This window comes from Microcoleus sp. D3_18_C2 (genome assembly GCF_036702395.1).
Lineage (GTDB): Bacteria > Cyanobacteriota > Cyanobacteriia > Cyanobacteriales > Microcoleaceae > Microcoleus.
In genome coordinates this window covers 20,435-41,264 of sequence record NZ_JAUBTG010000009.1, presented here as the reverse complement: position 1 = coordinate 41,264, position 20,830 = coordinate 20,435, and the positions used below count along the sequence as shown (strand labels likewise).

20 protein-coding genes are annotated in these 20,830 nt (G+C 46.3%); 5 read left to right on the top strand and 15 right to left on the bottom strand.

The annotated features are described in order from the left end of the window. Positions 1–170: 170 nt before the first annotated feature. Complete coding sequence (locus QUA88_RS08405; protein WP_333056083.1) at positions 171–626, top strand: TerB family tellurite resistance protein; 456 nt, start codon at positions 171–173, stop codon at positions 624–626. Between the two features lie 27 nt (positions 627–653). Here QUA88_RS08405 and QUA88_RS08400 read toward each other — a convergent pair whose 3' ends face one another. The 7 genes from QUA88_RS08400 to minC all read right to left on the bottom strand — a co-directional run bounded on the left by QUA88_RS08400 (position 654) and on the right by minC (position 5,831). After that, the gene (locus QUA88_RS08400; protein WP_333056082.1) at positions 654–1,355 is read right to left on the bottom strand and encodes a zinc-dependent metalloprotease family protein; all 702 of its coding nucleotides are present in this window, start codon (positions 1,353–1,355) and stop codon (positions 654–656) included. Between the two features lie 160 nt (positions 1,356–1,515). Further along, a complete protein-coding gene (locus tag QUA88_RS08395; protein ID WP_333271202.1) occupies positions 1,516–2,118 on the bottom strand; it encodes a TerD family protein in 603 nt (200 codons plus the stop codon). A gap of 12 nt (positions 2,119–2,130) precedes the next feature. After that, complete coding sequence (locus QUA88_RS08390; RefSeq protein ID WP_333056080.1) at positions 2,131–2,706, bottom strand: TerD family protein; 576 nt, start codon at positions 2,704–2,706, stop codon at positions 2,131–2,133. Between the two features lie 287 nt (positions 2,707–2,993). Continuing rightward, positions 2,994–3,203, bottom strand: coding sequence for a hypothetical protein (locus QUA88_RS08385; RefSeq protein WP_333056078.1), 210 nt, complete (start codon positions 3,201–3,203; stop codon positions 2,994–2,996). Positions 3,204–3,320: 117 nt separating this feature from the next. Next, positions 3,321–3,692, bottom strand: coding sequence for a cell division topological specificity factor MinE (gene minE / locus QUA88_RS08380; protein ID WP_333056077.1), 372 nt, complete (start codon positions 3,690–3,692; stop codon positions 3,321–3,323). A gap of 206 nt (positions 3,693–3,898) precedes the next feature. Beyond that, positions 3,899–4,705, bottom strand: a complete 807-nt coding sequence (minD, locus tag QUA88_RS08375) for a septum site-determining protein MinD (RefSeq protein ID WP_333056075.1) — start codon at positions 4,703–4,705, stop codon at positions 3,899–3,901. A gap of 325 nt (positions 4,706–5,030) precedes the next feature. After that, positions 5,031–5,831 (bottom strand): septum site-determining protein MinC, encoded by an 801-nt coding sequence (gene minC, locus QUA88_RS08370; protein ID WP_333056111.1) that lies wholly within the window; start codon positions 5,829–5,831, stop codon positions 5,031–5,033. Between the two features lie 330 nt (positions 5,832–6,161). On the opposite strand from minC, the gene QUA88_RS08365 reads away from it, so the two are divergent. Further along, positions 6,162–7,076, top strand: coding sequence for an ADP-ribosylglycohydrolase family protein (locus QUA88_RS08365; RefSeq protein WP_333232132.1), 915 nt, complete (start codon positions 6,162–6,164; stop codon positions 7,074–7,076). A gap of 376 nt (positions 7,077–7,452) precedes the next feature. Here QUA88_RS08365 and QUA88_RS08360 read toward each other — a convergent pair whose 3' ends face one another. The 5 genes from QUA88_RS08360 to QUA88_RS08340 all read right to left on the bottom strand — a co-directional run bounded on the left by QUA88_RS08360 (position 7,453) and on the right by QUA88_RS08340 (position 11,500). Continuing rightward, on the bottom strand, positions 7,453–7,728 hold the full coding sequence (locus tag QUA88_RS08360; RefSeq protein WP_333056073.1) for a DUF1816 domain-containing protein: 276 nt from the start codon (positions 7,726–7,728) through the stop codon (positions 7,453–7,455). A 265-nt stretch (positions 7,729–7,993) separates the two neighbouring features. Next, positions 7,994–8,284: a DUF1816 domain-containing protein gene (locus tag QUA88_RS08355; RefSeq protein ID WP_333056072.1), complete on the bottom strand. Its 291-nt coding sequence runs from the start codon at positions 8,282–8,284 to the stop codon at positions 7,994–7,996. A gap of 235 nt (positions 8,285–8,519) precedes the next feature. Then, complete coding sequence (locus QUA88_RS08350) at positions 8,520–9,275, bottom strand: DUF2993 domain-containing protein (RefSeq protein WP_333056071.1); 756 nt, start codon at positions 9,273–9,275, stop codon at positions 8,520–8,522. A gap of 127 nt (positions 9,276–9,402) precedes the next feature. Continuing rightward, positions 9,403–9,996, bottom strand: a complete 594-nt coding sequence (locus tag QUA88_RS08345; protein WP_333056070.1) for a pentapeptide repeat-containing protein — start codon at positions 9,994–9,996, stop codon at positions 9,403–9,405. A gap of 94 nt (positions 9,997–10,090) precedes the next feature. After that, complete coding sequence (locus QUA88_RS08340; protein ID WP_333056069.1) at positions 10,091–11,500, bottom strand: HD domain-containing phosphohydrolase; 1,410 nt, start codon at positions 11,498–11,500, stop codon at positions 10,091–10,093. 415 nt (positions 11,501–11,915) lie between these two features. On the opposite strand from QUA88_RS08340, the gene QUA88_RS08335 reads away from it, so the two are divergent. Both QUA88_RS08335 and QUA88_RS08330 read left to right on the top strand, forming a co-directional pair. Next, positions 11,916–12,683 carry a DUF2993 domain-containing protein gene (locus tag QUA88_RS08335; RefSeq protein ID WP_333271194.1) on the top strand — a complete coding sequence of 256 codons (768 nt, stop codon included), beginning with the start codon at positions 11,916–11,918 and terminating at the stop codon, positions 12,681–12,683. Between the two features lie 233 nt (positions 12,684–12,916). Further along, positions 12,917–13,501, top strand: coding sequence for a DUF6658 family protein (locus tag QUA88_RS08330; protein WP_333232072.1), 585 nt, complete (start codon positions 12,917–12,919; stop codon positions 13,499–13,501). Positions 13,502–13,960: 459 nt separating this feature from the next. Here the strand turns inward: QUA88_RS08330 and psb35 are convergent, their stop codons facing one another. Continuing rightward, a complete protein-coding gene (gene psb35 / locus QUA88_RS08325) occupies positions 13,961–14,173 on the bottom strand; it encodes a photosystem II assembly protein Psb35 (protein WP_333271282.1) in 213 nt (70 codons plus the stop codon). Between the two features lie 211 nt (positions 14,174–14,384). On the opposite strand from psb35, the gene QUA88_RS08320 reads away from it, so the two are divergent. Further along, entirely contained in the window at positions 14,385–17,366 is a 2,982-nt protein-coding gene (locus QUA88_RS08320) for a glycerol-3-phosphate acyltransferase (RefSeq protein WP_333271191.1), read from the top strand. 130 nt (positions 17,367–17,496) lie between these two features. Here QUA88_RS08320 and QUA88_RS08315 read toward each other — a convergent pair whose 3' ends face one another. Both QUA88_RS08315 and QUA88_RS08310 read right to left on the bottom strand, forming a co-directional pair. Continuing rightward, positions 17,497–19,227, bottom strand: a complete 1,731-nt coding sequence (locus QUA88_RS08315) for a chemotaxis protein CheB (protein ID WP_333056065.1) — start codon at positions 19,225–19,227, stop codon at positions 17,497–17,499. 327 nt (positions 19,228–19,554) lie between these two features. Continuing rightward, the gene (locus QUA88_RS08310) at positions 19,555–20,775 is read right to left on the bottom strand and encodes an ABC transporter permease (RefSeq protein ID WP_333056109.1); all 1,221 of its coding nucleotides are present in this window, start codon (positions 20,773–20,775) and stop codon (positions 19,555–19,557) included. Between the last annotated feature and the right edge of the window lie 55 nt (positions 20,776–20,830).

The following is a 20,830-nucleotide window of genomic DNA, read 5'->3' as shown; positions in this document are numbered from 1 at the left end:
ATTGACTTGATCAATCTAAAACCTCAAGAACCATGATACACTACAGGAGTGTAATTCATCAACTTAAGGATCTTACAGGGTCTGGCAATTGCTTGGCAAGTTAAGAGCAGCTTAGATTACTGTGACTCCGGTCGCAAACATCATATCTCATTCACCAAATAGGAGAAAAAATGACTTTCTGGGAGAAATTAAAGCAGAACGTATCACAAATCAATGTTTCTCTGCAAACCAATATTTCCAAGTTTAAAAATAATGATTTTGCTGATGCCTCAATGGCAATATGTGCATTGATTGCTGCTGCTGATGGCACTATCAATACCGAGGAAAGACAAAAAACGGCGGCTCTAATAATTTCCAATGAAACACTCCAAATTTTTCCGGCGTCGGAGTTGAAGCAAAAATTTGATTTTTATTGTGAGAAGCTCTCACAGGACTTCGATTTTGGTAAAATTGAGGCTATCCAAGCGATAGGGAAACTTAATAAAAAACTAGACCAAGGTCGTGCCGTCATCCAAATTGGCATTATTATCGGTGGTGCGGATGGTAATTTTGACAAAGATGAAAAGAAGGTTGTCAAAGAAGCTTGCCATGCTGTGGGCATTAATCCTGTGGAATTCGATCTCTAAATTCAGCTATTTCCTGGTTCTAGCCCATCAATTATTCAAGGCTTGATATCTGCGAATAGCATTGTTCATGGAGTTTATTTGCTCTGGGTGAAATGAGGGAGGCATTAAGCTATGAACAGTATGAAGGAGTCCATTGTGCATGACATCGGTCGGAAGTGCAGAATGATCGAGTCCTAGTGTATGTCCTATTTCATGGGCAATGGTATTTGCAATTAAGTTAGATAGTTGATTGAGACTAAGGCTGGCATTGTAAGAAGCATAGAATACTTGGTCAATCCGAATAATCGCCCGATCTGTAACCATTGCCGATTTGAAGCTAGCCACGCCGAGATAGTCAACCGGCTGGCTATCAACGAATATATAAACATGAGTAAAATCTTCGCCCCACTCTTTGCGATCGGGGGGCTCGGAGGTCAAAAATACCTTGATGCTTCTAAATGCGCCGTAGAGTTTGGAGAAAGCGTCCATCAGTAGGGAAAAGATCGCTTCTTTATTTTCGGGTGCGACATCCATTCCTGATACATCTACCCAAATACAACGGCGAAAATCGCTATCATTATCAATTAGAACTATTCCACAGGAAGGGCAAAACTCCCACTGAGGGTGGATACGGGAACGACAGCCGTGACAGCAGAGTTTGGGGGTTCTAGTCAGGTTTAGCCGTTGAGAGAGGGGGAGTTTTAGCTTGCGATTGTGTTTGGTTAAGTCTAGGCGATCGTACAGCGACATTGACTGAGTGTAGGAATTTTTTCTCGTAACATAACGTATTTTTCATCTCATGTAAATTACGCTGATTACTTCAGGTATTTCAACAAAACAAAGGGTATTCATCGTTGTTGTCCACTTCTGATTCCAGCAAGTAAGGAGCATCTATGTACCGAAGGAGTTGTTAAGCATAGGTTTTCACAAGTTCCTGTAACCCATTAACCTTAACACCGTTACCGATGGCTGCCATTTTCCACTCATTATTATGCTTGTAGATTTCTGCCATCAGCATCCCCGTCATGCCTTTGTATTCAGAACCTGAGAGGTTGTATTTTGCAAGTTCTTGATTATTAGACGTATTAACCAAACGCACAAACGCATTTTGAACTTGTCCGAAGTCTTGCTTGCGTGCAATGCAATCGTAAATGTTAACTGTAAAAACCAGTTTGACAATTTGCGAGGGAATTCGAGATAAATCGACGAGAATTTGCTCGTCATCTCCCTCTCCCGCTCCAGTCAAATTATCACCTAGATGCGTAATAGCTCCTGAACGGTGGGAGAGATTGCCAAAATAAACGATATTGGTCATATCATTCACTTTGTCATTTCCATCTAAACAAATCACTGAGGCATCCAGGTCATAATCGGGATCACTGCTAAAAGCCCCAAACAAACCTCCACCGGAGCGTTTCGCCACATCCCACCCTAATCCGCACATCAGTTTTGTTAGCCCGGGTGCTTCTTTGGAAAGCGAGATGCGCTGTCCTTTTTGTAGGTTAATTCCCATGTGTTTTACCTTTTAGCTATAGCGATCGAGTAATGCTTGTAAACCACCTTGATAACCTGAGCCCACTGCATTGAGACGCCACTCGCCGTCTTTCCGGTAGAGTTCAGCCATGATCAGTGCTGTCTCTATGGAATAATCTTCTACCAGGTCATAGCGAACAGCTTCCTGTTGTGTTTGGGCATTAACGAGCCGCACGAAGGCATTTTGCACCTGACCAAAATTTTGACGGCGTTGCTGTGCTTCATGGATGGTTACAGTTACAAGAATTTTTTGGACATCATTAGGCACTTTTTTGAGGTTGATTTTGATAACTTCATCATCCCCCTCGCCGGCCCCCGTGAGATTATCTCCCAGGTGCTGCACTGATTTGTCGGGATCTGGACTTGTGAGATTGTTGTAAAAAATGAAGTGGTTGTCAGAAATTAATTTTTCGTTAGCACCTAAGAGGAACAATGATGAGTCTAGGTCAAAGTCAGAGCCCGTGTCTGTAGCTTTAACGTCCCATCCCAGTCCTATGAATACTTCTGAGAGACCGGGTGAAATTTTCTCAAGCGATATCCGTTGTCCTTTGCTCAGAGATACTGCCATGATTCAATCTTCCTCTTTATTAGAAGTGGTTATGGAGGGAGGCGCGGACTTGAAAACTTTTTTAAGTTTTTGCTGGAAATAGTTGTAGAATTTTTAATCTTAAATAATAAGAATATTAGCTAACTGTGCAGATGTCAATAGGGATGACAACTCTTAATTATTTTTTGGGTCTGAGTACAAAGTAATCATGCCCTGCCTCCCACAGTTGTGTATTCTCAACTTGGGTTATTGTGCTTGTGTATTTTGAACTCTCGGAACTTGACTCTGTTTTGTGATGCAAGTGACCATTACCAGGCCGTTTCCACAAGGCCCTCCGCTTGGAAGTCTCCTGTGATGCAATACCATCGACTTGTGGCGTCGATGGTGTTGCGACGGAGGCCCAACTCTTGAGCAACTTCGATTTTTTTCATGCCATTTAACTCGATCGCTCGGATGACCTGATGAAGGATGTATAAATGTACAGTTTGGGCCCAAAAGTCGGCGCGCTCGCTCTGCAAAACTGGCCACTAATTGTAGTCTATTTTCTAACCGACGAAAGCGGTTGCTATAGTTTAATTTAAATGCCGATCGGCTCGAATCGAACTCTTTGCCTGACAATAAAATCTCAATCCCTATCACTCCGTAGTGTCGGGGAGAATTTCGACTACATACTCCGGTACATATTCGGGTCGATTTTCGGGCCGATTCGGGGGCAAATTCTTGGGCAAATTCTCCGGTGGATGCTCGATCCTGACTCGCCGGATCGGAAGATTTGCAATTAGTGCTGTGGCCCGCTGGTCGCTCTCCAGCGAGAACTCAGACCCAGTGGTATCGATTTCCACGTAGCGAGACACCACCTCTAGAATTTCTCGGCGCATCGACTCAACCATTTCTGGGCTGAGTTCTGAGCGATCGTGGGCTAGAACCAGTTTGAGGCGCCGTTTTACCTCGTCGCGGCTGTTGTCAGGGGTGCGCGGGAAAAGTCGTTCGAGAAGTGTGTGTATCATGGGTCAGGCTGATTTGTCAAGGGTTAGGCATAGAAAACGTTATACGATTTTCGATTTTCGATTGGGGAATCACTCATTCCCTAATGGTTTAAAGTTGACCTACAGTTTCATTCTTTTTGGGAACTGGTGTCACTGGGGGAAAATTTGGGCTAGTTTTTTTGATGAAGTCGCTGCTGTTAAAGATCGATCGCCCATATTGCAGCACATCACATAATTTTAGTATTTAAGAACTTGCGGAGGCGAGTAAAGAAGTTTTCTCGATGGGGATTGAGATCTAGAAAATCAACTTTTTCGCCTTCTAAGCGGCGGGCAATATTGTCGAAGGCAGTTCCAGCTAAAGAGGCCGTTTCCGACAATACTAATGGTTCGCCTCGGTTGGTGGAAACGATGACGCGCTCGTCGTCGGGAACCACGCCTAACAGCGGAATGGCGAGGATTTCCCGCACGTCTTGCACCGACATCATATCATTTGCCAGCACCATTGCGGGTCTGATCCGGTTGACGATCAGGTTGATTTTCTTGACGTTGTTGGCTTCCAGCAGGCCGATGACTCGATCGGCATCGCGGACAGCAGCGATTTCGGGAGTGGTGACAATTATCCCTTCTTGAGCCGGCGCGATCGCATTTTGAAAACCTTGTTCAATGCCAGCAGGAGAGTCGATCAAAATATAGTCGTATTTTGCTCCCAACATCCCCACAAGCTGCTTCATTTGCTGGGCGCTGATGGCATCTTTCATCCGAGTTTGGGCAGCCGGCAACAGCACCAAGCGCGGCTGCCGCTTATCTTTCACCAAAGCTTGCTCTAATCGGCACTCTCCAGCGAGAACTTCTAATGCCGTGTAAACAATCCGATTTTCTAAGCCTAGCAGCAAGTCTAAATTTCTGAGACCGAAATCGGCATCAATTACAGCAACGTTGCGCCCCCGCTTAGCTAAAGCCATGCCGAGATTGGCTGTGGAGGTGGTTTTTCCTACCCCGCCTTTCCCTGATGTAACAACAATAATGCGAGCCATAAGCGATTTTAGATTTATTGGGAATTGATGATTGGGAATTAGTAACTGGTAATTGGGAATTGGTAATTGGGAATTGGTAATTGATTTTATTATTGGTTGATAATTAGCAATTATTATTTGGGAAGTTGGCAGTAATTTGTTATTCAGTGAATTAACTTAACACTCAAAACTGTCCTTGTAATACTAATTCTATATGAAACTGCACTTAATTTTAAAATCGTCCTTTAGTGGCTGATTTAGCCAAGGGAAAAATTATCAAGTGCAGGCTTAAAAAGAAATAGTATTACAAATTACCCATTACCAATTCCCAATTACCAATTACCGATTACTCATTACCCCCGACTAACTGCGATTTGTCAAAATCAGAGGCTCTACCGATCCGAATCCCTTGGGGCGTCACATAGGCGACTTCCGGGAAAAACTGAGCGGGTGAGGTTTCTGGGCCTCTGGCAACATACTTAGCAATCCTAATCACCATCGGTTCCATCTGCAAGGTCATAATCACGCTTTTGGTGTTGCCACCGGCACCGGCGTGCACGACTCCCCGCAAACGGCCCCAAACTAGGATATCGCCTCCGGCGATGACTGAGCCGCCGGGATTTACGTCTCCCAAAAGTACGACGGTGCCCGGATGGCGAATTTCTACGCCCGATCGCACTGTCATCTGCAAATATAAAGGTTCCGCCAGCGATTGCGGTTTTTCAGCGGCGGCTTTATTCAGGGAAGAAACCGGAGGCTGCTGTTCTACACAATAGCCTGCTGTAGCTGCGGCAACGGCGGTTTGGCGGCGACTGGTGTGGACTCGTTTGAGTTGCAGTTCCACTTCGGAGAGGGCATCGGCGATTTCTTGCAGTTGGCGGATATCTAAAAGTCGATCGTTCCCCATCAATTGTACTTCTGCGTTTGGCTGCCAAAAGCGTTCTCCTGCGTTCAGTCTGACTTTTAGCTGCTGCCAAAGTTCAGTCCAAGTCGAGGCGGAGGCTGTTGCGGGTTCGCTATTGGTTTCTGGGGGGAGTAGCAACAGTAGCTGTCCATCTTCGGTTTTGAGTCTGACTTGCAGCTCCAAGCTGACTTCGGGTGTTGATTGAGGGGCGGCAGCGGCTCCGGCGGTGGCATCGGGTGTCATGGACAGGTCTGAGTTCAGGTAGGGACAGGTTAACATCAATATTAGCTCGATCGGTCTTTTGGCTCAGCTTCGTTTGTGAACAAGATTTTTTTTATTAACCGCAGAGGGCGCAGAGGACACAGAGAAAGAGAATAGAGAGGAGAAGAGAGAAATAGTTTTGACAAGCTATAGCAATCCTCGCATCATTTGTGAATTTCTTACTCCGTCCCCGCGAGTTCGGGGAGAGTTGGGGAGGGGTAAAAAATTCACGACTCCTGCAAGGATTGCTATATGATAATTCAATAATAACGGGCTTACTAATTATTGATTTTTAATTACGTTATGCAATAAATTGAACGTTATCGCGGCAGTCTTCTCGGTTTGGCAGTTGGCGATGCTTTGGGAACAAGTTTAGAGTTCTGTCGCCCCGGAACTTTTACACCTATTAACGATATGATTGGCGGTGGCCCGTTTCGACTGCAACCGGGTGAGTGGACGGATGATACTTCGATGGCGCTTTGTTTGGCCCAAAGTTTGATTGAGAAGCAAGGTTTCGATCCAGTCCATCAGTTAGAAACTTATTTGCGGTGGTGGCGAGACGGACATTTGAGCAGTACGGGCGAGTGTTTTGATATTGGCAATACGGTTCAGCAAGCTCTTTGGAAGTTTGAAGATACAAGAAAACCTTACTGCGGTTTTACCGATGCTCAGACTGCTGGCAACGGTTCGATTATGCGTTTGGCTCCCGTGCCTTTGTTTTATGCTACAAATCCTTTGGAAGTCATAGAAAAATCTGGAGAAAGTTCGAGAACTACTCACGCTGCTGCTACTTGTGTGGATGCTTGCCGTTATTTGGGTGCTTTAATTGCGGGGGCGGTGAATGGAGTTGCTAAAGATGTGTTGCTGTCGGAAAGATATTGTCCTATTTCGGGATATTGGGCCGCAAATCCGCTGGTAGCAGAGATTGATGAGATTGCGACGGGTTCTTTTAAATTGCGACAACCTCCTGAAATTAAAGGTACTGGTTATGTTGTCAAGTCTTTGGAGGCGGCACTTTGGGCGTTTTACAACAGTTCTTCTTTTGCCGAAGGCTGTTTGTTGGCTGTGAATTTGGGCGACGATGCGGATACAACTGGTGCGGTTTACGGACAGTTGGCGGGGGCTTTTTACGGGGAGGGGGGAATACCGGAAAAATGGCTCTCGCAATTAGCCGATCGCACTTTAATTGTATCTTTTGGCGATCGGCTTTTCTCTTTATCTAGTTAAAATCGATGTTTTAAATCAAGGGTGACAATTCCCAGGCATAACATAAATAATTGTAGATACTGTCAGGACTTGTTTCATGACAATATTGTATTACGTATGGAAGAAATTCTGTTGTTTTTATAGATAATTTGTTCAGCTCTTGAGCCTCACGCGCATTCCTCCCGTCACTCACCGGAGTACCGTTAGACTGCGGGACTCCTGCTGTTTTAATTGAAAAAGCGTGCATTTCTCGGACGCAGATAATACCCTTTCTTCACTATTTCATCGGGACACAGCATTGTTGTGTCCCTACTGTATGCCAGCGCGATCTCATTTGAAAAATACCCTGTTAATAAGTCAACTTTTCTTCGCCCGTAATTGGCAGTTTCCCACCTTCTCAAGACTCTTCACTAGCTCTTAGCTGAGTAGGTTGGCTACCTTGTTTGAGGTTGATGGTAATTTTTTTAGCTCCTTTGTTTTCCAGGTCTCGGATGTAGCCGGTCGATTTGTCAGAAGCTTCCTCTCTGCTGTCATAGGGCCCAAAGTAATAGGTACGCTTTGGCGAATCTGTATCAACTTCTACCCACCATTCGTCGCGTCGAGTGCTGCTAGTAGGTTGACCTAGTAGCCAAAAAGCCGTGAAAAACATACCCAACATAGAGATTTCAAACATATTTACCTCTGGGAATACTTAAGTAGTGTTTACTCTTATCAACTTATCCGGGCAAATAACTCGATCGCCTCATCCTCAGTGCTGATTTGACGCAGGTAATTTTTGAGAGTAAGTGCTGCATCAAATCAGCATTTTGGTGGAGGAGAGTTTTAGGCTGGGTGGCTGTAAGTCACTGCTAGACATACAAAGTCCGCAAGGTAAGGACTAGAAGAAGAGTGTGTTTATATTATTGTTGAGGTTTGAGTTAAGTCAAAACTCAACTTTTTTAAATCTCTACAGTTGCTGATAATTCTTCTTCGCAAATGGTAAGATGCGAAGGCTGACAGCGTTTGATGCGGATACTAACCCTTTTAGCTCCCTCGCTTTCGAGGTCTTCGACGTAGCCGGGAATATTGCTGGAGGCTTCTTTGTCGGTGTCGAAGGGGCCAAAATAGTAGGTACAGTGGGGCAAATCGGTGACAATTTCTACCCACCATTTCTCAGACCCGCGGTGGTTCGGCCCGGCCAACACGGACAAGACTGCAACGTAGATACAAAATAAATAAAATCCGAGCATCTTTATTCTTGAGGGTGGTTTAATTTATTATTTAAATCTATCAAAATAATTTGCCAGATCGAATCAACCTCAGTGCTGATTTTGCGTCGATCGACTTTAGATGCGAGATTTTATATCTTAGATTTTTCCTCCCATCTAAAATCTAAAGCAAAACCCGCCGGTGCGGGTTGTTTGCTAACTAAAAAATGCTCTTTTTCCAAACTAGATGGCTGGGCAAACCTCAGCTTGCTGAGGTTTAGCGCTTGCCTTTGGGGAACTGTTCGATACCAGCCCAACCGTAGAAAACCAGCTCGTCGTTCTGAACTCGGCAGCGGTCTACTCGCAGTTGAGTGCCTTCTAAGGCAAATTTGTCTAAGTCTAGCAAGTTATTTACGTGGGCAATTATAGCTTGACCCAAGTCTACTGCTTGCTCGTCACCGCCGTAAGTAACGCTGACAAATTGGATTTTGCGTCTGTCTTCTACTTGCAACTGAGCTGTAATATCTATTTTGACCGGTTCGCTGGCCTCGCCTACGGTAATTTCGGACTGAAGCCGAATTGATTTGTCGGTTCCGAAGCTGACTTCAGTGTTTTGAAAGTGCAGAGATTGCTCTTGGTACTTCAGCTTCTGGAGTTTTTCAACTACAAAAGGTGTATTGAATGAGGTGGTTAAATCCGATCGACTTAAGACTACTCGCATATTTGCCTGGGTAGGCTGCCGTAATTTCACTTGACCTGCAAAAATCGCCCCAAAATCAATGGAGAGTGCTTGCAGATAGAGTTCCATCACTTCTATGCGAAGGCCGTTGTACATCAACATACCTTTGCCAACGAAGTCGAAACCGTCGATGCTTCCCTGCAAGAGTTTGGCTACTGGTTCGACTCGGATGTTGGCCTCGGCCTTTTCAGAACGCTTGAATAAGGCTGCGATCGCAGCTCCTGCTACTTTACTAACAAGGCGATCGCCACTTTGACCTTGAAAGGATGTACCGCTAAACAAAGCTGCTACCATTTATTCGTTTGCTCATCTACAGTCGCCATTATAACCTCATATTAAGAAATGTAAAAATTGCTTGTGCTTATTCACCTCATAAGCAGATCTTGTTTTTTGTCTGTCTTCAAAACAACATTGTTGAAATTTAAGGGCTCAGGGGGGTGCCTTGGAGACAGGCGCGATCGAGCAAAGCTCCATCCCAAAGGGTTTGTTCCATCATGGCGCAAAGCAAATTAGCCCCGGTCAAGTTAGCGCCGCGCAGTACGGCTCCATTCAGGATCGCTTCTTCCAAGTCAGCTCCCGATAAATCAGCGCCGGATAAATTGGCATGGCTCAAATCGGCACCAAGCAAAATTGCCCTAGCCAAAGCAGCGCCCCGCAAATCGGCGCCGCGCAAATCGACACCGCTCAAATCCAAATTGCCGATGGATGCCCCCGTCAAAAAAGCACCCCCAAAACTGGCGTCGCGGACTAAAGCGTTAGCGAAGGAAGCTCCCCGCAAATCGGCATTCCGAAAATCTGCCCCTCGCAGGTTGGCGCCGCTCAAGTCAGCGCCGCGGAGGTTGGCTCGCAATACTGCCCGCTGCAAGTTAGCGCCGGCGAGATTAGTTCCACTCAAGTTGGCTTGAGACAAGTTAGCACCGGCGAGATCCGCTCCCGCTAAGTCTTGGCCGGCTAAATCAGTGCCGGCCAACATCAAAATTTTGCCTTTGCGTATGGCTTCGAGGTCATTAGTCATTAGTCAGTTGTCAGTTGTTGGTTGTCAGTTGTTGGTTAACAGTCAACAGTCAACAGTCAACAGTCAACAGTCAACAGTCAACAGTCGAGTTATTTTATAATGCCGGAGCGGCCGAGGTCGTTCGATCGCCCTCCTCCAACCACACGTTAGGCAGTTGGCTTGGGCGAGTTGGTAACTCCATCAAACCAATTTCTGTCATTCTGACGACGTTGCTGAGAGTTTCCAGCAAAGCCGGATCGAAGCGAGTGCCCGACAGTTCGCGGCACTGTTCCAAAGCTTCGCTCAAACTCAAAGCCGGACGATCGCCACGTGGTTGAGTCAGTTCTTGAAAATAAGCGACTAACCCCAAAATCCGCGAAGTCATCGGTATCGCTTCGGCTCGCAAACCCTCTGGCCTGCCGCTGCCGTCCCAATATTCAAGTTTATGCTTGACAATTTCCGCTACAGGTGCTAGTTCCGGCATTGCTTGCAGCAGTTGGGAACCAATGAAACTGCGATCGCGCCAAAACGAGAAAGTTGCTTCGTCAAAAGCATCGGGAGTGCGATCGAACACCTCATTCGGGGCCGAAATTAAGCCGACTCGAAATAGCAATCCAGCCAGCCGCAGCCTCCGCAACTGCAAAGCCGGCAAATCCAGCAGTTGACCCAAAGTTTCCGACAAAGCCGCCACCTGCAAGGACGCTGTAGGATTTGAGGTATCGCGTTCGTCCACGCGCTGGGCCATTCGCAGAAAAGCTTGAAGTTTGTTAGCGTTCAAATTACGACTGACACGCAAAGCTTGACCTTCCAATTCCCACAACTCGCGGGTTTGGCGGTTAATTGCTACCATTTGCTGCTGAGAACTTTGCAGGTAAGTGACTATCCGCGATACCACGCCACTAATGTCGGCCAAGGGCGGGCCTTTGGTTGCCAGGATTTCGTGGTGCATTTCCAGCAAAGTGTCTGCCAGAGGAGAGTTGTAATGTCGCGTCTGTTCTATAAAAATTTCTGCTGCAGCCGACACCAAAGACTGGTCAAACGACCACAAACCGTAGAACTTTCGTTCTGTATCTACTTCTGGCTTGCCCTCGGGCAAGTATTCCCGATCTGAAAGTTCGCGACAAAGCACCATTGCTTTGTATGTCGGGGCGAGGATGATTAAATTCCATTCTTGGATTATGGGGTCGTTTTCATCGAGATTTATTAAAGATACATTTTCTAATTGCCCGGTTTTGTGGGTAGCGAAACCGCTGTCGGCTACTGCACCTATGACAACGCGCCTAGAGGCATTAGCAATATCTAGGTAGCGATCGGCTTCCTGTAAATACCATTTACCCTGCTGAAACGTTACCAAAACTAAGGGTTGGAGTTCGCTCTTGTCCCCGCCACTGGTTTGCAAGATGTGGTCTTCTAGGGCGTGACATAGGGCTACTAGGGTGTTTTTGAAGTATACCCCGTAGCTAGAAGGCAGTTTTCCGTCGGGAAGTGTAGCTTGTAGTCTAGCGAGAGTTGATTCTGGATTCATTGCAAATGGCGGTGCCGGCTCTTAACTTAATTGTACCGGGCGATCGAACTTCTCGAAAAGACTTTTGGCAAAAATCCGAGTTTTTGAGTTTTCACCGCTTTGCAACCGAGTCAATCGATTTTAGATTTTAGATTTTAGATTTTAGATTTTAGAATTGAAGCATTGACCCCACCGATAAATACGTTCGGCAAGTTTCATCGGATACAGGTTTCTTATTTCACCGGTCCTGAGTCTGCTTTCGGAATGAATCTGGGGGCTTGTATGCTGGATGCTTTCGGGCAATGTAGAGTGCGCCGAAGACTACCTGATTAATTTTAGCAATTTTCTGGAAACCCTCTGTCTTTGGCTAAGTTTTTTTCAGACGAGAAACCAGCCGAGAGGAAGACGGTAAATGACTTAGGTATTAACTACTATTTTGAAAACAATATTATTAGGAATTCTGAGCGTGCTTCAACAAAATAGAAGTTTAGGGGAACAGGCGATCGACAAAGTGGCAGAGATTGCTATTACGAGCAAATTAGACGAATCCGAAACTTTGTCTGTCACAGTCAACACCGATCCGATCCAGCTAGCCCAGGGCTCAGTAGAGGCCGTTGCCGTTGAGGGCACAGGGTTGGTAATGCAGCAAGATTTGCGCGTGGAAGAATTGCAAATTCACGTCAAGGATATTGCTGTCAATCCCCTCACCGCTATGTTTGGCAAAATTGAACTGAACGGGCCTGCCTTCGGTGGGGCGCGCGCAGTTTTAACAGAAAGCGATATCAACCGCGCTTTTAATTCCGAATACATCAGCAGGAAACTGAAAAACTTAAAAGTTACTGTTGACGGACAACTGCGGACAATAGACGTTAAAACTATTGAGTGCCAATTGCTAGCCGGAAAAATCGCTTTAAATGCTGAGATATGGGTGCAGGAAACTGCCTCCAATGAAAAAATTTATTTTACAGCAAAACCTGAGATCGCAGCGGGCGGTTGGGCAATTTCTCTTCAGGATGTCGAGTATCCCGAAAACAAGGAATTTTCGCCGGAGTTAACTGAAGCTTTGGCGGACAAAGCTGGTGAGGTTTTAAACTTGCGAAATTTTGAAATTGAGGGAATGTCCCTGCGAATTCAGCAGCTAAATGTGGAATCTGGTGTGCTAACTTTGCAAGCTGAAGCGAAAGTCGAACAATTCCCTAATTAGGAGCTTGTAGGGTGGGTCAGAAACAAAAAACTCTTCAATTCCTCCAACTATTGGAACTGGCGCACCCTATGATTATGCTTGGCTTTGGAAAAATAGCCGCCGTTGATGAAATCCCTCTAAAGTTATAAAAAAGTCGATAGCAACTGGCACCAAAGTATCACCGCCGTTAGAGGCAGGGATGGGGACTTAACTTTTACTCTTAACAAGTAGTAGTAAAAATTTGGAAAAGTTTTGTGAACACTGTAACTGCTTTTTTTAAAAGACTGCGTATCGGTCAATTTTTGAGTCAATTGTTGACTGTATTTATGGCAGGTGTGCTGCTGTTTACCAGTACCGCTTGCAATGCGGGCGATGTTCGAGGAGCTCGGCCTGAGAATCCTCCCGTTCAAGCTGGAGGAATGAATAACCCTCACAAGGGTGGCGGTGATGGATACACGAATTATAAAACCTCCACAGATCCTAAAGTAAATCAGTCCCCTGCTCAAGCAGAAAAGAATCGGGCTGATTTGGCGATTATCGGCGATCGTCTCCTGGCTGCGACTACCGCTGAATCTAATTCCTCAAAGCTGCTTTATCCGGGTTCTGCACCGATGGAAACTGACAAGTTCGACCTCGAACTCGGCGGAGATAAAACTCTGTTAGAAGCGCCAGACGGACAGCCGGCTAAGGCTCAACCCGTATTCGATCGCAGCGATCCCGATGCCAATATTTTAGAGAGAGTAGGCGCCGCCTTTAAGGATGCTTCTGCTTTCCTGAAAGATAGCGCTGAAGATGCCAAGGAAAGCTCGGTTACGAAACTCAATCCGCTGCAAAAATAAGCTAGCATAACTGGCGCGGTATCGCCGATTTGTAGGGGTTTTTTCAGAATAGCCCCTACACTATATTCACAAGTATTTATCCAGAAATTCTATATCTGTCTTGGACGCAGAATCTCTAGGTGCGCTGGACGCACCTTACCCTATATTAATCCTCTAAAATTACTTTTTTCGTAAGTCCTGTATATCTATGGTGCTTATGGCGCACCTTACGTTATATGTATCATGTAAAACTACTTACTTTTTTCGTAAGCCCTGTATATTTAGGATGCTTAGGGCGCACATTACCGATATTTGATATTTTAGATGGGGATTTTAAATTTCTAGGACTTGTGCAAAAAATGGGAAAATGAACCATTGAAATTGCAGCGCTCCGGCTGGCAATGACAAACTCGCACTGACCGAGTTTTCTCATTAATTAATGCACAAGTCCTGCTTTTATTCCTCTAAAGAAACTTTGTTTTATTTACCTTTGGAGTCAGAAACATCAGCAATCAAATCGTCTTTATCAACTTTCGGTACAAAATCAGGGCGTTCTTTGGATTCCCAACCGGGTGGGCGCTTGGAGTTGTACCAGGCGATCGACCCGATCGTAACTGCGGCAAGAAAGCCAACAATAAGAACTCCTATTGGAGTCGCCAAGCTGATACTTAATTCCGGCGCTGGCTGCTGCATCAGCAGCTCAATCATTACTCGCTTGAGCGGTGCAACAACAACTGCTATGGGAGTGGTCACGCTGATATCTATCATTAGGCTAAATCCTTATCTACTCTACTTTTACATTATCTTAAGTGCTAATGCCGTTTTGTTGATATATCGGAAGACAGAAAAATTGACAGAATTGCCGTCATAATGTTTAGAGGTTGAAAATAGGAGAGCAGATTTTATGCCGTTGGGGACAATAGCATTGCTGTTGGCTGCGAGTTTCAGCCTGGGTGCTTTACCGCTAACGGGATGGGCGGTGCGAGTGTTTAGCCGCCGAGATTTGAGGGCGCTGGGCACGGGGAATGTGGGAGTGTCTGCAGCTTTCATTCACGGCGGGAAATTAGCGGGAATTGCTGCGGTGTTGGCGGAAATTGCCAGGGGTATTTTGCCGGTTTTGGCGGGGCGATTTTGCTTCCCGGATGCACCTGCGATCGCACTTGCCCTGTTAATTCCTCTAGTTGCGGGCAGATATGCGATCGCCGGAGGTGGAGGCGTGACCAATGCTGTTTGGGGTCTTTTGGTATTTTCGCCGCCGGTGGCTGTATCATCGGGCATTTGGGGGCTGCTGGTGTGGGGTTTGGCACAGCGGTGGTGGGGTGAGGGCGATCGGGCGAGACTCTTTGCTTCCCGTTGCGGGTGTCTGTGTACCCCAATCTGGGTTTGGGTGTGGCGACAATCAATGCCGGAATTTTTAGCAGCAGCAGGATTAGCTTTGTTGTTAGCAGCAATTAATTTCAGTCAAGGTGATGATATGGCTTTATCTAAATCAGAACAATTGTTTTCTCTTGATGACTCGTTAGATGCTGCAATCTGCGGTGATAAAGCGGCTAAATTGTCTCAACTCAAACGAGCCGGATTTAACGTACCTGCTGGTTGGATATTATCACAAGAAGCGGGCATCGGGCATGGGGCATCGGGCATCGGGTATCGAGGAAATAGTGATGAATTGTCAATTCCCCATGCTTTGATTCAAAATCTAAAATCCAAAATCCAAAATCGAATGATTGTGCGTTCTTCTGCTGCGGGAGAAGATGGCGATACGAGTTCAGCCGCCGGACAATATCAAACTATTGGCCCTGTTTTCACTGAAGCAGAATTACTCGACGGCATTAATCGCTGCCGCCAGTCTTATTGGACTTCCGAAGCTGTGGCTTACCGCCGACAGCGACAATTGCCAGACACCAAAATGGCTGTATTAATTCAGCCTTATATTGACAGCGAATTTGCGGGAGTGATGTTCAGTCGCAATCCTTTAGATGGCGGTTCCCAGGTAATTATAGAAGCTTTACCGGGAGGAGCAGAAGCTGTTGTCGGCGGACAATGTACTCCGGTTCATTTAGAAATTGATTTTAGTCAACCTGAATTATTAGAAAAAAAATTAACTGAAGTTCAAAGTAATTCAATTATTGATCAATCCATTTTAGCAGAATTGGTGAAACAAGCCCAAGCAATTGAAGCATTTTTTCACGGAATTCCGCAGGATATTGAGTGGAGTTGGGACGGGGAAAAAGTTTGGATTTTGCAAAGCCGCCCGATTACTAATTTGCAGCCTTTTTGGACGCGCACTATTGCAGCAGAAGTGATTCCCGGTGCAATTCGCCCGCTAACTTGGTCGATTAATCGGCCGCTGACTTGCGGGGTTTGGGGGGAGATTTTCAAGGTGGTTTTGGGCGATCGCGCCAGTGGCTTAAACTTTAATGAAACGGCAACTTTGCTGGGTTCTCACGCCTATTTTAATGCGACTTTGTTGGGCGAAATTTTTCGGATGATGGGATTGCCGGAGCAGGGTTTGGAATTTTTGCTGAGAGGGCAAAAGATGGGCAAGCCACCTTTGGGGAAGATTTTGCCTTCTTTGCCTGGTTTGTGGCGTCTGGTGCAGCGAGAAAGGGCGCTCAATGCAGAATTTAAGGGCGATCGTAGTTCTATTTTCCTCCCGGCACTGCAAAGTTTGGAGAAGGAAGAAGGAAGAGGGAAGAAGGAAGAAGGAAGAGGTTGGAGCGAAGAAGAAATATTAATGCCCAATGCCCAATGCCCAAGGCTCGATTATCAATATTTGTTGGAATTGTTGGAGAGAGCGGAGCAAATTCAGGAGTGGCTGAAACCGATTACTTACTACAATATATTAGGGCCGATCGGGCTGGCTATTCGCAAGGCAATTTTTCGCGTTAATGATGACTGGCTGGCTAATGACAGCGCTCCTGAAATTGCTTCGGTGCGAGCTTTACAGCAGTTGGCTCAGAAATTGCGACAAGCTGGTGTTTCGCAGTCTGACGAAACTGGTTCAGTCGCAGATTTAGCACAGACATTTGCGGAAACTCCGGCTTTACAAGCAGATTTGGAAAAGTGGCTTGATATTTACGGATATTTGAGCGAGGTGGGAACGGATATTGCTGTTCCTACTTGGCGAGAACAACCGGAAGTTTATCAAAAGTTGCTAATAAATATGGCTCAAAAAGCCGAAAATAATTTAGTTGAAAAGCGTGAAACAAAATTGACTTTTTCGCAGAAGTGGCGATTAGATAAATGTCAAGAAAGAGCGCTTGTCAAAAACGAGATTAGCGAAATTTACGCGCGGTTGTTGGCTCATTTACGGTGGACTTTTTTGGAGATTGAAGCTTGCGGATTGGCAATGCAGGTGTTTCAGGAAAGCGGGGATATTTTTTATCTGGAATTTGGGGAAATTCAGCAGTGGATTCGCAGCGGCGCGAGTGTTTCTTTTCAGGATACAATTAGCCAAAGGCGCCAACAGTTAAAAGCCGATCGCGATCGCCCGATTCCCCCTGTAGTCTACGGCAATTTGCTGCCGAATTCTCAGACAAGGGCGATCGACTCCGCAACATCGGAAACTAATATCATCCAGGGAATTCCAGCAAGTATTGGTAGTGTCGAAGGCTTTGTCAAGATTTGCCGCACTGCGAGCACGGATTTAGGAGAAAATGCGATCGCAGTAGTTCCTTACACCGATGCAGGTTGGGCACCGCTGCTATTAGGAGCAACAGCAATTATCGCCGAAGTTGGCGGCCAACTATCTCACGGAGCAATAATCGCTCGCGAGTACAAAATTCCCGCAGTTATGAATATTGCTGAAGCTACAACTCGCTTCCGAGACGGTCAAAAAGTGCGAGTAGACGGGTATCTCGGCACTGTAGAACTGCTGGAATAATTAGGAACAGGCAAGATGCCTGTTCCACAAAGAGTTGATTTCTTGTGGAACAGGCATCTTGCCTGTTCCTAAAAAGATTATTGAAAATGGTGCAACATCTCAGCAATCTCGTAAACCCGTCCCAACTTTCCTAGGCTGTTAAGAAATTCTGGAGAACATAATTCCCCAGATTTCTACCCGCACTCAAACCATTTACGTTAGCACTCATGAAATGAATCCCTCCGTAAATTCGACTTATACCCGATTCGTCGGCCGCTTCGCTGAAGTTCTCGTAGGTTCGCAAAGTGTTGACAGATGGATCGCCTCGATCGGCAAAGCCGTAATCTGAACCAAATACAGCACTCATAACAGGATCGGCGGCACCACTAAAGGTACTGTGGCCCGAGGTATACTCAGGGAACGGCGGAGTAGTTAGCAGAGGCGTCCACAGGGGGTCGGCTGTCGTGTTGGGATTGTTGTCTGTGTCAGCTTGGCGGATAGCTGTCAGCGGCCGCCATAAATTGTACTGGTACTTGGCATCCCAGCAACTAATAGCTGCATCGGCGAGAGCAATATTCAGCAGGGCGAATAAGCGGGCGCTATCTTCTAAGGATTGACCAGTGAGAGTCGCTGTTTCTTCGGCGATTTGGTTCCAGTGACCCGGAGGGGTAAACGTCCCAGCGCCGTTGGCCCAGAATTTGGCGATGACTGTTTGGTCTGGGGTGCGTGTGAGGCTGTCACTTTTGCCGATTTCTTGGACGTAGTTAACTTCCTCTGCGTACTTCGCGCTGTCAAGGGCGGGCGGGCCGGGCGGGCGGAACTGAGAACCGCTAGTCATGGCAAAGGGAGTAACTTCTCCCCACTGTGGTGCCAGCGGGGCGGCAAGGGCGGGGGGAGTCGGAACCCAACTGCCAAGGTTGCTTGAGGGGTTGTACTCCACTACTTTGGCGATGCCGTCTGTATTCCGCAAACTGATAATTTGGTCGGCAACTTGCTGTCCGAGGGCAATCCCGTCTTCTTTAGCTTTGCCATCGGTAATTTTAGCTAAAGACGATGCGTATACTTCGTTGAATGTGGCTGCTTGCGCTGGGTAGACGCTGACTAAGACGCGATGGGCGGCTGCGGCGGTGGCAGCTTCTGCTGATGTGCCTGCTGGTGCATCTATGTTGACCTGGTAAGGGCTGTATTTTTTGCCGATCGAGTTAACAGCATCGTAAATGGCTGCGTGAACCATTGCCATGTTGCGGGAGGCCAGAGGAGGCGCACTGTTGGCTGTCCGCACTGCATTCAGCATGACTCCGTTCCACTCAATGACAGGGTTTCCCGATAGCTGATTGGTGAATTGGTCGCGGTTGATTGTGTTGCTGTTGACTCCCGGTAATACTACTAAATACTCGCCCGTGAGTTTGTCTTGAATTATGGTGCTGTTGCTGTTAGCGCCGGTGCCTTGCTGGATGTTTAAATCTTCAAAGCCCAGGCCGTCTAGCAATCGAATTTTGTCATTGCCGTTGCCGAAGTCGGCGATGTTATCGGCTGTGGCTAAAGTTGGGCCGCCGCTGCCTTTAGCAATGGCAAATATATCATCGCCTGTGCCGCCGCTCACGGTATCGCTACCGGCGCCCGCGTAGATGAGATCGTTGCCGGAATCGCCACCAATTAGGTCGCTGCCTTTGCCTCCCCAGAGGATGTCGTCGTCTGCACCGCCAATGATAGTATCGTTGCCTTGGTCGCCGCAGATTTTGTCTTTGCCGACATCGCCTTCGAGATAGTCGTCTCCGCTGTTGGCATAAATTATGTCGTTGCCATCCAAAGCGTTAAATCTGTCTGGTTGGGTGGTTCCTTCGAGATAGTCAAATTGAGGACTAGGGGTCAGGGATGCCATGTTGATTTATTGGATATTTTGATTAAATCGCAAAGGTTTCGTAAACTCTGTAGATGCTTAAGTCTGTTTACCCCAGATTTAATATTATTAAACTTTGTTGTTCGTAAGCAAACGCCACAATAAAGGTTTATTAAATCTTTAACATTTAATGGGTTTTTGATGAACTTTTGCGCTGTAAATGTAAGTCAAAATACTCTTTAAAAAAGTTCCTCAAACAGTCCCATTTTGTTAAATCTTTACAAAAAAACATTTTTTTTAAATTTTTATATAACCCCTATTCCCATATCATAAATGAGCGGATTGTGTAACGGACTAAGTAGATATTTATTAAGCACTCCTCAAAGCTGCGATCGGGTCGAGTTTGGCGGCTTGGCGGGCGGGGACAACGCCGAAGAAGAGGCCTACTGCACCGGATACACTGACAGCAAGGGCGATCGCCACGGGTGATATTCCAGCTTGCAAAGGCGTGAAATTACCTACAAGCAAGATACCACCGACACCTACGCAAGTACCGACTATCCCTCCGGCAGCGGATAAAATCACAGCTTCGACAATAAATTGAAACAAGATATCTTGTTGAGATGCGCCGATCGCCTTTCTGAGCCCAATTTCCTGAGTGCGTTCGCTAACGGACACAAGCATAATGTTCATAATCCCAATTCCGCCGACTAATAGGGAAATGCTGGCAACAGCAGTTAACATCAGAGTCAAAGCGCCGGAAATGGCCCCCATTCTTGCCATTAAATCTTTCTGATTTCTGACAGTAAAATCATCTTCGGTAGTAATTTTGTGCCGCAATCTCAGCAAGTTTTCTACCTGAAATTGCGCCGCGTCCATTTGCGATTCATCTTTAATCGAAATAAATATCGACGTGACAGCCAAACCGTAGGGAGATTTGCGCCCGACTATGCGATTGGCCATTGTGGTGATCGGCACAGCGGCGGAATTATCAAAATTCGTACCAAAAGATGTGCCTTTGGGCGCCAATACTCCAATTACTTTGACGCTGACATTTTTGATCCGCACTTGTTCGCCCAAGGGATTTGTATTGCCAAAAAGTTTCTCGGCTAATTCTGAACCGAGCACTACAACTTGGTTACTTTGCTTAACATCAAGTTCGGTCAAAAACCGCCCTTTTGCCATTTCAAAGCTTCTAACTTCTAGAAACTCTGGAATTGTGCCAAAAATTAGAGACGAAACATTTTTGTTGCTGTAGCGAACTATTTCAGAACTGTTAAGTTCTGCTGACACGCCTTGAACGGATGGGACTTGAGTTGCGATCGCCTTTGCGTCTGGCAATACGAGAGTTTGAGGCGCACTTGAGATGGTACTTCGCCTCGCGTTGGGAACTCCAGGCCTCACGATTAATACATTTGTACCCAGGGATTGAACTTGTCCTGCTACAAATTTTTGAGCTCCTTCTCCAATTCCAATCATCGCAATTACTGAGGCATTGCCGACAATCATCCCGATCATTGTTAAACTGCTGCGAGTTTTGTTGGCTAGTAGCGTTTGACCGGCCATTTTGACGCTTTCAATAAAATTCATAATTTGGGAATTGGGAATTGGAAATTTAGAATTGGGCATCGGGCATCGGGCATCG

Bases quoted from the DNA above. Each gene is read 5' to 3' on its own strand.
- QUA88_RS08405 (WP_333056083.1), top strand. From the start codon at position 171: ATGACTTTCTGGGAGAAATTAAAGCAGAACGTATCACAAATCAATGTT.
- QUA88_RS08400 (WP_333056082.1), bottom strand. From the start codon at position 1,355: ATGTCGCTGTACGATCGCCTAGACTTAACCAAACACAATCGCAAGCTA.
- QUA88_RS08395 (WP_333271202.1), bottom strand. From the start codon at position 2,118: ATGGGAATTAACCTACAAAAAGGACAGCGCATCTCGCTTTCCAAAGAA.
- QUA88_RS08390 (WP_333056080.1), bottom strand. From the start codon at position 2,706: ATGGCAGTATCTCTGAGCAAAGGACAACGGATATCGCTTGAGAAAATT.
- minE (WP_333056077.1), bottom strand. From the start codon at position 3,692: ATGATACACACACTTCTCGAACGACTTTTCCCGCGCACCCCTGACAAC.
- minD (WP_333056075.1), bottom strand. From the start codon at position 4,705: ATGGCTCGCATTATTGTTGTTACATCAGGGAAAGGCGGGGTAGGAAAA.
- minC (WP_333056111.1), bottom strand. From the start codon at position 5,831: ATGACACCCGATGCCACCGCCGGAGCCGCTGCCGCCCCTCAATCAACA.
- QUA88_RS08360 (WP_333056073.1), bottom strand. From the start codon at position 7,728: ATGTTTGAAATCTCTATGTTGGGTATGTTTTTCACGGCTTTTTGGCTA.
- QUA88_RS08355 (WP_333056072.1), bottom strand. From the start codon at position 8,284: ATGCTCGGATTTTATTTATTTTGTATCTACGTTGCAGTCTTGTCCGTG.
- QUA88_RS08350 (WP_333056071.1), bottom strand. From the start codon at position 9,275: ATGGTAGCAGCTTTGTTTAGCGGTACATCCTTTCAAGGTCAAAGTGGC.
- QUA88_RS08345 (WP_333056070.1), bottom strand. From the start codon at position 9,996: ATGACTAATGACCTCGAAGCCATACGCAAAGGCAAAATTTTGATGTTG.
- QUA88_RS08340 (WP_333056069.1), bottom strand. From the start codon at position 11,500: ATGAATCCAGAATCAACTCTCGCTAGACTACAAGCTACACTTCCCGAC.
- psb35 (WP_333271282.1), bottom strand. From the start codon at position 14,173: ATGCAGCAGCCAGCGCCGGAATTAAGTATCAGCTTGGCGACTCCAATA.
- QUA88_RS08320 (WP_333271191.1), top strand. From the start codon at position 14,385: ATGCCGTTGGGGACAATAGCATTGCTGTTGGCTGCGAGTTTCAGCCTG.
- QUA88_RS08315 (WP_333056065.1), bottom strand. From the start codon at position 19,227: ATGGCATCCCTGACCCCTAGTCCTCAATTTGACTATCTCGAAGGAACC.
- QUA88_RS08310 (WP_333056109.1), bottom strand. From the start codon at position 20,775: ATGAATTTTATTGAAAGCGTCAAAATGGCCGGTCAAACGCTACTAGCC.